This window comes from Fontimonas sp. FW305-C-3 (genome assembly GCF_058783185.1).
In genome coordinates this window covers 728,239-740,710 of the sequence record NZ_JBYSYK010000001.1, presented here as the reverse complement: position 1 = coordinate 740,710, position 12,472 = coordinate 728,239, and the positions used below count along the sequence as shown (strand labels likewise).

General features: G+C 59.8%; 14 protein-coding genes and 1 tRNA gene. 4 read left to right on the top strand and 11 right to left on the bottom strand.

The window, feature by feature from the left end; all coding sequences use genetic code 11:
* Window positions 1–16: 16 nt before the first annotated feature.
* A complete protein-coding gene (locus AC3WUF_RS03385; protein WP_492422423.1) occupies window positions 17–403 on the bottom strand; it encodes a hypothetical protein in 387 nt (128 codons plus the stop codon).
* Between AC3WUF_RS03385 and AC3WUF_RS03380 the strand changes: the two genes are divergently transcribed.
* Genes AC3WUF_RS03380 through AC3WUF_RS03370 form a run of 3 tightly spaced genes read left to right on the top strand, consistent with a single transcriptional unit; the run spans window position 390 to window position 2,223 of the window.
* A complete protein-coding gene (locus AC3WUF_RS03380; protein WP_492422421.1) occupies window positions 390–1,172 on the top strand; it encodes a hypothetical protein in 783 nt (260 codons plus the stop codon). The genes AC3WUF_RS03385 and AC3WUF_RS03380 overlap by 14 nt on opposite strands.
* Before the next feature lie 57 nt (window positions 1,173–1,229).
* A complete protein-coding gene (locus AC3WUF_RS03375) occupies window positions 1,230–1,865 on the top strand; it encodes a hypothetical protein (protein ID WP_492422419.1) in 636 nt (211 codons plus the stop codon).
* Window positions 1,866–1,899: 34 nt separating this feature from the next.
* Window positions 1,900–2,223: a hypothetical protein gene (locus tag AC3WUF_RS03370; RefSeq protein ID WP_492422417.1), complete on the top strand. Its 324-nt coding sequence runs from the start codon at window positions 1,900–1,902 to the stop codon at window positions 2,221–2,223.
* Between the two features lie 97 nt (window positions 2,224–2,320).
* On the opposite strand, the gene AC3WUF_RS03365 is transcribed toward AC3WUF_RS03370, so the two are convergent.
* The 5 genes from AC3WUF_RS03365 to AC3WUF_RS03345 form a co-directional block, all read right to left on the bottom strand.
* A complete protein-coding gene (locus AC3WUF_RS03365; RefSeq protein ID WP_492422415.1) occupies window positions 2,321–2,812 on the bottom strand; it encodes a nitroreductase family protein in 492 nt (163 codons plus the stop codon).
* Window positions 2,813–2,823: 11 nt separating this feature from the next.
* Window positions 2,824–3,792 (bottom strand): metallophosphoesterase, encoded by a 969-nt coding sequence (locus AC3WUF_RS03360; protein ID WP_492422413.1) that lies wholly within the window; start codon window positions 3,790–3,792, stop codon window positions 2,824–2,826.
* Between the two features lies 1 nt (window position 3,793).
* The gene (locus AC3WUF_RS03355) at window positions 3,794–4,552 is read right to left on the bottom strand and encodes a metallophosphoesterase (protein ID WP_492422411.1); all 759 of its coding nucleotides are present in this window, start codon (window positions 4,550–4,552) and stop codon (window positions 3,794–3,796) included.
* Window positions 4,549–5,064: a hypothetical protein gene (locus tag AC3WUF_RS03350; RefSeq protein WP_492422409.1), complete on the bottom strand. Its 516-nt coding sequence runs from the start codon at window positions 5,062–5,064 to the stop codon at window positions 4,549–4,551. Before AC3WUF_RS03350 ends, AC3WUF_RS03355 begins: the two co-directional genes overlap by 4 nt.
* A gap of 25 nt (window positions 5,065–5,089) precedes the next feature.
* A tRNA-Ile gene (locus tag AC3WUF_RS03345) sits at window positions 5,090–5,200 on the bottom strand.
* 458 nt (window positions 5,201–5,658) lie between these two features.
* Between AC3WUF_RS03345 and AC3WUF_RS03340 the strand changes: the two genes are divergently transcribed.
* The gene (locus tag AC3WUF_RS03340) at window positions 5,659–6,597 is read left to right on the top strand and encodes an Nmad3 family putative nucleotide modification protein (RefSeq protein WP_492422407.1); all 939 of its coding nucleotides are present in this window, start codon (window positions 5,659–5,661) and stop codon (window positions 6,595–6,597) included.
* Between the two features lie 756 nt (window positions 6,598–7,353).
* Here AC3WUF_RS03340 and AC3WUF_RS03335 read toward each other — a convergent pair.
* From AC3WUF_RS03335 to AC3WUF_RS03315, 5 genes are all read right to left on the bottom strand, one after another.
* Window positions 7,354–7,827 (bottom strand): hypothetical protein, encoded by a 474-nt coding sequence (locus AC3WUF_RS03335; RefSeq protein ID WP_492422405.1) that lies wholly within the window; start codon window positions 7,825–7,827, stop codon window positions 7,354–7,356.
* Window positions 7,828–7,845: 18 nt separating this feature from the next.
* The gene (locus AC3WUF_RS03330) at window positions 7,846–8,379 is read right to left on the bottom strand and encodes a hypothetical protein (protein WP_492422403.1); all 534 of its coding nucleotides are present in this window, start codon (window positions 8,377–8,379) and stop codon (window positions 7,846–7,848) included.
* Between the two features lie 72 nt (window positions 8,380–8,451).
* Window positions 8,452–8,724 carry a hypothetical protein gene (locus AC3WUF_RS03325; RefSeq protein WP_492422401.1) on the bottom strand — a complete coding sequence of 91 codons (273 nt, stop codon included), beginning with the start codon at window positions 8,722–8,724 and terminating at the stop codon, window positions 8,452–8,454.
* A gap of 680 nt (window positions 8,725–9,404) precedes the next feature.
* Window positions 9,405–10,781, bottom strand: a complete 1,377-nt coding sequence (locus AC3WUF_RS03320) for a sigma-54-dependent transcriptional regulator (protein WP_492422399.1) — start codon at window positions 10,779–10,781, stop codon at window positions 9,405–9,407.
* Window positions 10,778–12,337: a sensor histidine kinase gene (locus AC3WUF_RS03315; RefSeq protein ID WP_492422397.1), complete on the bottom strand. Its 1,560-nt coding sequence runs from the start codon at window positions 12,335–12,337 to the stop codon at window positions 10,778–10,780. The genes AC3WUF_RS03320 and AC3WUF_RS03315 overlap by 4 nt, the downstream gene beginning before the upstream one ends.
* Window positions 12,338–12,472: the final 135 nt, after the last annotated feature.

Genomic DNA, 12,472 nt, shown 5'->3' with positions numbered 1-12,472 from the left:
CTTTGACAGCCTGCAATCAAGGCACCGGAGCGCCGACTGAGTCACCAGAACCAACCGCAACGCCGAGCGCAACTACCTCGCCAACGGGAACGCCCACGATAGCGCCGACGGCTACTCCGACATCCGGGCCAACGGCGACCCCTACTGCAATAGCCACACCGACTGCGCCCATAGTCACAACTACGCCTCGTCCCACAGCTACAGCGACATCCACGGCCACCCCCACCGCTACGGCGACCACAACGCCGATGCCAACATCGACCCCGACCGCCACGGCGACGGCGACGGCGACGGCGACACCTACTGCCACTCCCACCCCGACCGCCACGGCGACGCCGACTGCCACTCCATCGGTCACGCCGACTCCCACCCCCACCCCTACCCCGGCAGTGGTTGCAACCATCGGCCGTGCCCGGCTACAGGGCTATGCCTTGGCCTATGGCTGCAACCAAGCTCTCGACTGCACCGGCGACGCCAACGGTGCCCGGTCCGACATCGACCAACCCGTCGCAGTCGCGGGGAGCACGGTGGGTGCAACCCTAGGGCCGCTGGCGATCGACAACGCCTCGGCACAAAGCGGGTCCAGCATTCAGGTGCCTGCGAACACCACCACCCCGTTCTCAATCACTATCAATTGCGCATCGGCGCTGACGGCGAACTATGTACCTGCCGAGGAGCGCTTGACCCGCGCCGACCAGACGGCATGGATCCACTTCGCCATCAACAACCCCGCTGGTGCGAGCTATAGCATCTCGACGCCGGGGCCATCAGGAACAATTACTGATGGTGGGCAGGTGGGTGGGGGTGGCGCGCCGCTGCGAGACACGACACATGGAATCAGCGTCTTCGTCGTGGCCTCCGACCCGGGGGCCAACGCCATCCCACCCGCAGGGCAACCGTTCGGAAACACCTTCGACATTTTCAGCGCCACACCACCCCAGGCTGCTTATGCGCTGAAGCACGGCGCCCCCACCCCCACCTACCGAGGTGGCTCCAATGCGTTTCCGGCCGGCGAGCTCGGGAGCGCAACCGGCGTCCTCCCCCAGGGCGAGTACACCATTGGTCTGCTCTGCATGGCCGAATCGGAGTCCAAGGAAGTGGGGGCCTACACCTATGGCGGATCGATCTCATACCAGTCGGGAGTCACGGTGACGATCGATGCGGTGCCGTAGTGAAGGAGCGGGGCAAATGTTCGCCCCCACCCCTACCTGACCCTACAAGAGCCCTGAATGTCCGACTTCCCCGTGGTGTGCGTCACCCGCACGCTGACTCTCATCTCGATTGACGAGCAGCATCTCACACACCTCGCCGGGGGTGGGGGCGGCGGGCAGCTGTTCGCCGGGCACGGCAAAGTCGTGGTTCACGACATCCAGAGCCAGACCCGGCAAAAACAGGTGGTGTGGTTCAGAGACGCTACTGGTAGGGAAACCTCCAGGACGCTCTACAACATCGACCTGCAGGGTCGCCCTGGGCACACCTTCGTGGAGTACGAACTCCAGCTGGACGGGCACGACGACAAGCCCTGGAAATACATCAATCAGACGACCGGTGCGACCTTTCAGGTCTACACCGTCATTGATCTAGGTCTCGAGTGGGGCCTACTTCTGAACCTGTGGGAGGCCAAGGGCGGACACATGCTCATCGGTGCCTTCTTCGGATTCTTCCTGAATATTCCATTTGCATGGCTGCTGATGCAGATGTCCCACGGACTGGGGCTGATCTCCTATGTATTCGGTGGCCCCATTCTGGGTGCGATTGGGCTGCCGATGCTGATGCATTCGCGGATCAATTCGAAGCGCATCGGCGCCTATGACCGGCTCAAGAAAGCCGTCGAAGCCGCGCTGACAAACCCGAGGTCGGCGTGAACGCTTCGACGTCTTCTCACCGAGGTCTTTTCCTATGCTGATCCACGCAACCCTGGCACCCGCAGTGGAGGCCGCGTCCATCGAGATGGTGGAGTGGCTGCAAAACAGTGGGGCCACCGATCACAACATCTCCAGCGGTGCGGGCGAATCGATGACCGTCCAGGTGTGCGTGCACGAGGCACCAGAGATCTTCGCGAGCCTGAAAATCAGGAGCGCGGTCGTTCAGATTACGCGCCTGTCAGACCGAGGCATCACCTTCCTCATTTCCAAAGAGCGCGCTGAAACTGCAAACGCCCCGATCGACGGCGATGTGTACGTCTTTTGCCCCATGAGCAATGTGGCCTACCTGCTCCTGTAGTGCAGGCGTCCCCTGCCAAGCCGGCGCCGTGGCCTCAGCGCAGGCCAGGACAAGCAAGTAAGTGCCCCCGCCTTGAAATCTGGAGGTCGGTTTGGAGTCAGGGCGATTGACGATGGATTCGATTGACTCCTCCCTTGCCTAAAAGCAATGAACGATGCTCTCGGACCAGGGGCTCGCACATCTCACAAACGGTCAGCCACCAGCTATTGAACAAAACGCTGGTCCCAATTCCGTTGCGCCCGCCACAAAGGCAGCAGGTTTGCAGACTAGCCGCCTCTAGCATGCGAATAGCGGCCCTGAGCTCAGGGGTCTGCGTACTCATACTCTCAGCGCGACCGGCGTAGTAAAGCCGCAGTCCGGCATCTTTCTCTTTTATCTGGCGCCAGAAACTGTGCGGAGCGCCATGAGCAAGAACCTTGCAGCCCTCGACGACCAAATAATGCCACCCATCCGGCCAGGAGTAGTTCCAGTACTCGGAAGGGAACTGACGAGGGTAGAGCGCCTTGAGCTCGGCAACGTTTGTCGCTTCGCTCGCATAGATATTGCCAGGGTGCGGCGGAGACTGCGATTCCGCATTGAGACTACCCATTCGTTGGATCATCAATATCCAAGCAGCTTGAAAGCTGCCCTCCGCTTCTCCTCGGCGAGCGCCTCGATCTCCTTGGCTTGCTGAATCTCCTTACGCGTAGGCCGCAGATCGGGCGGCACCGGCTCTGGATCCGGCAAAGGCAGCGGCCCCCAGACCTCGTCTTCCGCTCGACCCACCTGCCAGTACTTGCGCGCGGCAGGATCGACCATGGTCAGCCGGCCCTTGAAATCTTTCACATGGAAACCTGCACCCGTGTCGATCCACAGGATGTTTCCCCGCCCACGCGGCAAGGAGTCTGAGGTCACGCTGTGACCTGCGATCACCAGATCAATCCCCTTGATGGGCTGAAGATTGCGCCATGCGGACACCTTGCGATCCACGCCTAGTTCGGAAGGCGATTTTTCGCGGAGCAAGGCGTCGGCGATGTACCGCGATCGCCCCCAAATCGCGCTTGAAGAGTTCGTCGGCAGCCAATCGTTTGTCGAATCGCCCGGGCCTGAGCGGACCTTTGACATGCGCTCCCAATTCAAACCAGGCCGCACCTCGGCATGCACCAGTCCGACCCGAAAGCCATTGTTGTACTTGATCTCCCCAGTGAGCGGCATCTGACGAATCATGCAGCGATAGAGATAAGCCGACGTCTCATCCAGATTATTTGCCCAATCGCCGCCGTTACGGCGCCACACTCGATCCGTCTCCCAGCTTGATCCTGCATCGAGCATCATCGCCTCGTGATTGCCCAGCAGGGACATTCTCCCGCGCGTACGCGCGAACCAGTCGAGCACCTTGCGACTGTCCGGTCCGCGATCGATCAGATCGCCCAAGGCGAAAACAAAGTCATCGTCCTCTTTGTAATTGGCGACGCTCAGCAGTCTTTGAAACATCTCGAACTCGCCGTGGATGTCGCCGACGACGAGCACACGTTCCACTTTGCGATGAGCAATCCAACGCAGTTTGTAATGCCCGGGCGATTCGAGCATGTCAGTCCCCGAACTCGAAGATGCCGCTCACTCGAAATCCAGCAGTCCGCTCGCGCGGATACCCGAGCTGATTTGACGTCACGCAGACGCCATTGACCTGCGCTTCGACATTGCTGTGAGTGTGTCCATGGATCCACAGCTTCACCGGCGGCCTGATCAGGCGATCGAGGTTCGAGTGGAACGAGGCGTTGCTGATGCTGCCCTTGTACACCGGGCTTGCCGTCGCTTCCGTGGGAGCGAAGTGCGTGACGACCAGGACAGGGCGGTCCGCAGCCGCGATCTGCTGATCGAGCCAGGCCGCACTCTGCTCAAACACCTTCACCGTTCGCTCAGTCGTGAGGACGCTCTCGTCCGCCAGGCGAATGACGCGGTAGTCATTCATCGCGTTGCGGGCCCACTCTTCCGCTTCCCGGGCTCGCTCCTCGCCAAGCAGCTTGAAGTCCGTCCACAGCGTGCAGCCCAGGATTCGAATGCCGAGGATGTCGAGCGCATCGCGTTCGAGGACGCGAACATTGCTGCCGTGCGCGGCCGCCTTGCACTCATCGACCAACGTGTCGAACGCGTGGCCATAGAACTCATGGTTTCCGAGGACATAAACCACCGGCACATGAGGAAACGCCACCCTCGCCCATTTCACACCCCTAACACCGAGCGCGATGTCGCCCGCGAGCACGACCAAATCCTCTTCGCCACGCACTCTCAGCCGCGAAGCGTCGGGGCCAAATTCAAGATGCAAATCGGAGTAGACGCGGATCTTCACGGTCCACGCTCCTCGGGGTGATTCCGAAAATCTCGGATCAACGATTCGCAGGCCTGGCATGCGACGTGAATCCAGCCGGAGTGCTCAACCTGTCTGCCGGGACCGTGCTTTCCCCCGCAAGCCATGCAAGTCGTCTTGCTTGCTGTTTCGAGCCGACGCAGACGGTTGTCGAGCTCGATGATCTTGGGCGACCTGTCGATCCTGTCTGCGAATCCGGAGAGCAAGCCATCTGGCGTGCGGATATCAAGGCGCAACGTGCTCGTACGGTACAGCCGAAGCTGACCATACTTTTCCTTGATCTGATCCCACGACTCCTCGGGTGCCGTTGCTGCAAGTGATGCAGATGCACCGCCAACCAGCCAATCCCAGCCGTTGGGCCAGAAGTAGCACCAGTCCTCGAGCGGGAACTGCTGAGGATGCTTTGCTCTCAAGCTTGAGAGGTTCTTATGTCTTTGGCTATAGACGTCGCCGGGATGAGGATCCCGTGAATTCGGCTGCTGTTCGTCTGCCATGCGCAGGCTCCAGAAATACCATGTGTGGTACCCGGGACCGGATTTGAACCGGCAACCTGTCGCTAATCTGGCGAAGCGGTCCCGAAGGGACCGGTCGGCTTATAAGGCCGCTGCTCTACCGTTGAGCTACCCGGGCAAGGTCATACGCGCGATGCAACGCGCATATACCGCCGGGTATGAGGAAGCTGTTCGTGAAAATCGCCATGCCGTCATGTTGCGCGCGCACGGATATCGAAGTCAATGCATCGGCACATCGGCGATACCGCACACGATTCAGCGCAACCTGCTGACGACTCAAAGCTGTGTGCACATAATTCAGCGTAGCCCTCCAGGATCCGGCGCCAGATGCACACGATTCAGCGTCAGCGCTGGATGTGCTCGGGATCGACGCCGGGCGACGATCTCCCACGTCATGGGGATTCGAAATTCGCGTGTCGACCTCCGACCGAAAGGAGCGCCGAGTCCTCAGGGAGCCCGCAGCAGCTCAAAATCTATTGGCAGCCCGGTCCGTTCCGCCAATTTGGCGCTACCGCACTAAGAAAGCCTTGATCGCTCTCACGATATGAGCCTCAGACCGTATACGATTGCTCATGCTTGACCTACCGCGTCTGCAACCGAGAACTTTTCCGGCACCGTTTCGTGGGCGCAAGAGACGGGGCAAACGATAAGATGAAGTTAGTTCTCTCTCGGAAGGGTTTTGACTCCAGCTATGGCGGAATGCCAAGCCCCATTTTGCCTGACGGGACACTGCTGCCACTTCCAATTCCGAGCAACCACGATCGTGCGACCTTCCGTGAACTGTACGTTCCTGGCATTGAACTAGACCGTGTGTTGCGCGACCTCAGCGGTGGAATGCATGGTCTGGACTCCACAATTCATCTGGATCCTGAACTGGAGCATCCAAATTCTGCGCGCGAGTTGGGCTGGCGCCCCACACTCGGGCAAACCGGCACGGCACAAAGCCATCTCGCGGAAAACGGCATCTCGAAAGATGACGTCTTTCTTTTCTTTGGGTGGTTCCGCGAAATCGAATTGCACGGTGGCCGATGGCGCTACGCCAGGAATGCACCTCACCTGCATGTAATGTTTGGCTGGATTGAAGTGGACGAAGTACTACCCATTGTGCGCAACCGCGATGGCTGTCTCCGATCCTTTCCTTGGGTATCCAGCCATGCGCACGTCGCTCGCCCAGAGCACTACACCGACGAGAGAAACACGCTGTACGTTTGTTCGCCGACGTCGAGATTTTCATCTCGCGCGAAATTCGGAGGCGGACGTTTTCCAACGTACAATGAGAACCTTCGACTATCCAAGCAGGGAGCTACCCGCAGCGTGTGGTCTTTGCCGCTTTGGTTTCACCCCGGCGGAAACCGGACACCGCTGTCGTATCACGGAAAGCTTGACCGTTGGAAACCAGACGGCAACAGGGTCACTCTGAGCTCAGTCGCCAAAGGCCAGGAGTTCGTCCTCGATTGCTCGCAGTACCCGCAGGCCGATCAGTGGGTCACCGCCATAATTCAGGCGTCGACGTGAGTTTGTATCTCGTCTATCTGCGCCGACCTCAAGGCGCAGCCGATCGACGCAACGACCCCTTTTGGGAATTCGGATCCTTTGGCATTACTGGATGCCATGGGAAAAATCTACTGCACACTCTGCGATCGCCACTCCGAGCAGGCGATCAACTTGCCTTCTTGCAGGGTGGAATCGGTGAAGTTAGGGTCACGGGGCTTACTCCTCCGATCTCAACTCGGCAACTTCAGGGGCGCATGTATGCATCTTGGGACAGGAACTATCGACCTTGTCCATTTGAGGTGGCACCGCTATTGATAGACAACAACAATCGAACCAACTTCCCTGCCATTCACGAGATGCTGTCCGGGATAAATCGGACGACGCCATGCGCAAAGGCCGGTAGCCTCTTTCGGGCACGCACAGCGCCTATTGAGGGAGCGCTATCTGAGCAACTTCGAACATTCTTCTCGTTGAAGCAGCCTCGTATAAGACTGTATCTTGATGCAGTGGCGTCATCCGACGATCCTTGGCACAAGCGAGCGGTTGCTCAGGGTTGGGGCAGCCGGTCGGAACGATCAGATGAGTACAGCCGCGTCGGCGGGTCCATTGGGTCTTTTCGGGGTGGAGCGAAACGAACCTGCCGATGAAGATCGCAAGAAAAGGCGCCTATCGCAGCTCGACGTTTCCGTCTCGGGCTTTTGATAGATAGGTACGCACAACCCACTGCAGTGTGCTGCCGCCTGGGCACAGCGAAGACTGAGGGCTATCTTATGGACGTCAATCCACTATGGTGATGACCGACGCCACAATTCGGAACGAAGTCCGTGACGAGCATGCGGCCCTCGGATTCGAGATGCCGTTCAACCAAAGCGAAATGTCCTCGCCGTTGCGGTTCTCTTCTCCAGGGCACAACTGCCAGCCGAACTCACGGGCCTCTTCTTCAAAGCCGGTGCAAAATATTTCGAAGCAGGAGCGACAGAAGCCGACATCCCAACAGCTCATATAGGGGGAATCGATGTCGCCGGAAATAAATTCGAATCCGAAGCTACCGCAAAGATCTGGTGGGGGCGGGTTCGGCAGCGCCTGAAGCAGGCCGTGTATGGTCTGGATTGCGGTGCGCTGCTCAGCCGTGCATTCCGGCTGAGCCAACAACCAGGTCGCCAGTTGCAATGCCCCCAGAATCAGCGGCTGATCGGACGCACGAATCCGGTAGGGTTCGGTGGTCTTTCGACAGGTTCTTTCTGTCACCATTGCACGCCTCGCCAAGCTTCAGTCCGTGGGCGGCGCCGGAGTCGGAGCCATGTCCAGGATCAGTTGATAGAGCTTGGCAGCAGCCGCCATTGTGTTCCCGAGACGGGGTACGTTTTCCAGGAAGTTGGCGATCGCATACTCCATGGGTTTCGTGGGACTCACAGGCACCATCTGCCATCCCTCTGCAAGTCCGGCATTGAGCACATCCCGAACCCGAGCGAGCCACTGATCCAGATCGAACGAGATAACTCCCGCCCTCCTCATCGCGACTCCAGCGTCACCGCCCGACGCTTCAAGAAGCTCGCTAATCAGCGCAACCGCCGCCGCACCTCGAGAATCTGGCCGAGGAAGGCGTCGCGTTTGCGCCGCTGAAATAACCATATCGAGATTGCGCTGAAGAATATCGTTCGTGCACTGCAACGATCTCACTTCATCCCTCAGGGAGCTCAGTTCTTCGCGTTCCGCGTTCTCCCTCTCCTTCAACATCCGTAGCCTCGGAACGGCGCAATGCATTGGCTCGGGCTTCTCTACATCACTGTCTTCAGGATTCATGGCACCCTCAAATCAATCTTTCGTTGAAGACGGCCGTTTCTGGGTGGGCAGGAAAATCACTGCGCACAGGACTCACTCGCGATAGATCGTCATTTCCCCCACATGTATTTCGGGGCCATCGGGTAAAAAGGGGGCGATCGCCATCGCCTTTCGATCGAAGGCAACGCAGTGGTCGTTCACTATCGCCGTCAGCAAGCTCTCCGGGGTCGTGCACAGGTGAACCGTTCGCTCGCAGTCACCGCAGAAGCGGACGTTCGGCCGGTCAGTCGGCGCCAGCGCGTCCCACGTCTGGTCGCACCGAAACTTGAAGCGGCAATTGCGAATCACCTGCGGCTCCATTTCCATCGATCCACCCTGGAATTCAGTCACCGCTGCAGGATAGACCCACCCAGGCTCAAATCATGAGCCTGGGCTACGCATCACCACCCTTGCGGATCCCGGCCCGCAGGCATGGCGACACGGGGATATTGGTTCCCCGGCGCTCCTGCTTAGACGGCTGAAATCAGCCCAATTCAGCCTGACGGGCTTCCAAAATCATCGCCTATAAGCGGACATTTCTCAGCTTCGAATCTGAGATCACTTCCGTAGCGCCCCATGTCGATCCAGAATGGGACTTCCCCGAACATCGGTCCTGCCGCACGATGAGTTACGACCCTCAATCTGGAGTGCTCAGAAGCGGAGTTGCCCCCCCTGCTTCAGAGCAATCAGCTCCCGTGTGAGTCCGCGCAATGAATGACGACCCACGCCCGATCTGGAAGCGCCCCCGCCCTGCAGGCGCAGGCAATAAAAGCCCGCTTACACCGCACCAGAGCGAGGCTGCGCGTCAACGCGCGAAAGCTGCCGGTCGTCGCTATCCCAATCTTGTCGACAATCTGTGGGCGACCCGCCACGTTGCTCGCGAACCTGGTGACGTGATCCGTGACGATAGTCCGCTCGTACCGGATTCGTGAGCTCGGTGTAACACTACACATCGCTGGCCTTCAGCGACGCAGATGTGAAGATTTCCAATACTGGCAGTACCGCTTCTAGAGTCGGTACTTCTTGATCTTGTAGAAGATCGATCGCTCACTAATCTGCAATAGCTGTGCGGCCTTTGTCTTGTTTCCATTCGCCTGTTGCATTGCTTCGACGATCATTCTTGTTTCCAATGCTTCGACGGCGGGGTCGAGGCGCAGATCAGCGCTTACGCTCATACCACTTGGCGTTTCTGAGACAGGCTCCGCCTCCGCATCGTTGGCGAGATGATGCAGGTCTACCGTGCGACCACCGCTAAGAATTAATGCTCGCTCCATGGCGTTAGCCAGCTCGCGGACGTTGCCCGGCCAAAGATGAAGTTGCAGGTACTCCAGGGCCGCTGAAGTCAGCGGCGGAGACGGCGGGGTTCCCACGGCGAAAGTGGCAACGAAGTGACGCGCAAGTGCGACGATGTCGTCCCTGCGTTCTCGCAGCGGCGGCAAATCCATCGCGAACACATTGAGGCGATAGAACAGATCCTCGCGCAGTCGCCCATCCGCGATCGCCTGCCGCGGCCTGCGATTGCTCGCGGCAATGACCCGCACATCGAGGGATATCGTCTCGTTGCCGCCGAGTCGCTCCACTTGCCCTTCCTGGAGGACGCGCAGCAGCTTGGCCTGCAGCGCGATCGGCATCTCTGTGATCTCATCGAGAAAGATCGTGCCGTTCTGCGCAAGCTCAAACTTTCCCACGCGTTCCTTGATGGCGCCGGTGAACGCACCCTTCTCATGGCCGAACAGCTCGCTCTCCAGCATCTCTGCAGGAATGGCCGCGCAGTTCACCGGTACGAACAGTTCCTCTTTACGATCGGATGCCCGATGGATGGCGCGGGCCACGACTTCCTTCCCGGTACCTGTTTCTCCGGTGAGCAGCACATTCGCTCTCGTCGGCGCGACCTGCTGAATCTGCCGGCGAATCTGCTGCATCACAACGCTGTCGCCGACAAGGCCATGCCAGTGACGATCCACTTCCTCGCGCAAGAAGTCATTTCTCTGCAAAAGCGCCTGCGCGTTGAATACCCGGCTGATGGCAAGGTCAAGAGTTTCCACATCGAAGGGTCGCAGCAAGTAGTCACAAGCGCCGAGCCGCATCGCTTCCACGGCCGACTCAATGGTGCCCTGCGCGGTGATCATGATCAGCGGAACGGTGTTGCCTGCGTGCCGCAGCTGGCGCAGCAGCTCGATGCCGTTCATGTCCGGCATGCGCAAGTCGCTGATGACGAGGTCGGCGGGATTCTCGGCGAGATGTTCAAAAGCCTCGCGACCATTGGCCGCGGCCCAGGTCTTATAGCCTTGCCGCGCCAGCATGATTTCGAGCACGCGACGCATGTTGGGTTCGTCATCGACGACGAGCACGCGACGGGCACGTTGCTGGGCTGCGTTGCTCATTGAGCGATGCCTTCCTTCAATTTCATCGGCAAGCTGATCCTGAATAGAGCACCGCCGAGCGCACTCGATTCAGCGACGACATCGCCGCCATGGTTGCGAATGATCGTCCGAACCACCGCCAGACCCAGGCCAAGCCCGCCCTCGCGCTTGTAGACGAACGGCTCGAACAGCTGGCCGCGCAGGTCTTCCGCGATGCCGGGCCCGTTGTCGGCAATCTCGACAATCAACCGCTGTGGCTCTTCACGGGTTGTGACCTCGATATGTCCGCCGCGCGGCAGTATCTGCATGGCGTTCATCATCAGATTCAACAGTGCCTGGGTGATCTGCTCCGGATCGCAGTCGAGCATCGCATGCGTGGCGAGCGTCACAATTCGAACCTGGATGCCACGGTCGCGCATCTGCGCCGACAGCAACATCGTGGTGTGGGCAATCAGCCCATGCAGGTCCGTCGGCACGCGAGCCAAGGGACGGGTGCGGGTACTGTCGAGCATCGAGCTGACCAGGCGATTCAACCGCTCCGTCTCACTGCTGATGATCTGCAGCAGTTCCTTGCCCTCACCGCTGAGGCCGGATTCGCCGCTCAGCACTTGCGCGGACGACTTCAGGATGCCGAGAGGCGTGCGAACCTCATGTGCGAGCAGTGCCGTGATTTCGCCCAGGGCCGCGAGCTTCGATGCCTGCGTCAGCGTGCGCTGAGATTGTTGAAGATCTTCGACCATGCGCGTGAAGCTGCGCGTCAACTCGCCGACTTCGCCGGGTCCTTCTGCGGGTGGGAGTGGCGCCGGGCCGGGTTGCAGATAGCGGCGGGTGAATTCCGTCAGGGCAATGATCGGCCGCGAGATCACGCCAGCGATCCACAGCGAGACCAGCACGACCACCGCCGCAAGCGCGGCCATAAGCCCTGCAAAGACCCACGCCATACGTTGAACCGGCGCCATCGCGTCGGCTCGCGATTGCAGCAGTACGAACGTCCAGCCGGTTCCGCCGAATCGATCGAATCCCTGCGATCGCTGATAGCCCGCGATGACCGGTCCGTCGAAACCGGGAACGTGATCGCGAGTCTCGATCGTCGCGTCGGCAACGAGCGGACGCCAGCCTTCGGCGGGATTCCCATGGGTGATGCCCTTGGCGCGCAGCGCGCTCGAAGCCGCGGCAACGCGGCCGTCGGCATCGATCAAAAGCACTTGACGGGTCTGCGTTGCCGACCGATCAAGAACGGCCTCAATCTGCCGCCAGTCCACTTCAAGGACCAGCGTCCCGATCACCTGCTCCGTGATCAGCGAGGCGATGTCACTGCGCAGGGTCAGACTCGGGGTTGCCGCAGACATCGGCTGCGGATGATGCAGCGTGACGCGTTCGTTGGGCAGCGATGCATCCATCCAATGCGGCGGAAGATGCAAAGTCTGGCCGATCGCCAGCGGACGGCTGGACGCGACGACGCGACCCTGCGGGTCCAGCGCATGAATGTCGATGTAGATACCGCCGTGATGTTCCTTGGTCTCGGCCAGGAATCGGGACAGGCGCTTGTCGACGTCGCCCAGCCGCAGGTCCTCCATGACTTCGAGGTGATTCCAGGTCGTCGCATTGAGCAGGCGCTCGAACAACTGCTCGTCGATCTCTGCGGATACCGCTGCAGCGGACAATTCTAGGTTGTGGCGGATCTCGGCAAGCAGCGCATCACGACCGCTAAC

What these genes read in the sequence shown, in the direction of transcription:
- AC3WUF_RS03385 (WP_492422423.1), bottom strand. Translation starts at nt 403, where the DNA reads ATGGTTGCAACCACTGCCGGGGTAGGGGTGGGGGTGGGAGTCGGCGTG.
- AC3WUF_RS03375 (WP_492422419.1), top strand. Translation starts at nt 1,230, where the DNA reads ATGTCCGACTTCCCCGTGGTGTGCGTCACCCGCACGCTGACTCTCATC.
- AC3WUF_RS03370 (WP_492422417.1), top strand. Translation starts at nt 1,900, where the DNA reads ATGCTGATCCACGCAACCCTGGCACCCGCAGTGGAGGCCGCGTCCATC.
- AC3WUF_RS03365 (WP_492422415.1), bottom strand. Translation starts at nt 2,812, where the DNA reads ATGGGTAGTCTCAATGCGGAATCGCAGTCTCCGCCGCACCCTGGCAAT.
- AC3WUF_RS03360 (WP_492422413.1), bottom strand. Translation starts at nt 3,792, where the DNA reads ATGCTCGAATCGCCCGGGCATTACAAACTGCGTTGGATTGCTCATCGC.
- AC3WUF_RS03350 (WP_492422409.1), bottom strand. Translation starts at nt 5,064, where the DNA reads ATGGCAGACGAACAGCAGCCGAATTCACGGGATCCTCATCCCGGCGAC.
- AC3WUF_RS03335 (WP_492422405.1), bottom strand. Translation starts at nt 7,827, where the DNA reads ATGGTGACAGAAAGAACCTGTCGAAAGACCACCGAACCCTACCGGATT.
- AC3WUF_RS03330 (WP_492422403.1), bottom strand. Translation starts at nt 8,379, where the DNA reads ATGAATCCTGAAGACAGTGATGTAGAGAAGCCCGAGCCAATGCATTGC.
- AC3WUF_RS03325 (WP_492422401.1), bottom strand. Translation starts at nt 8,724, where the DNA reads ATGGAAATGGAGCCGCAGGTGATTCGCAATTGCCGCTTCAAGTTTCGG.
- AC3WUF_RS03320 (WP_492422399.1), bottom strand. Translation starts at nt 10,781, where the DNA reads ATGAGCAACGCAGCCCAGCAACGTGCCCGTCGCGTGCTCGTCGTCGAT.
- AC3WUF_RS03315 (WP_492422397.1), bottom strand. Translation starts at nt 12,337, where the DNA reads ATGGAGGACCTGCGGCTGGGCGACGTCGACAAGCGCCTGTCCCGATTC.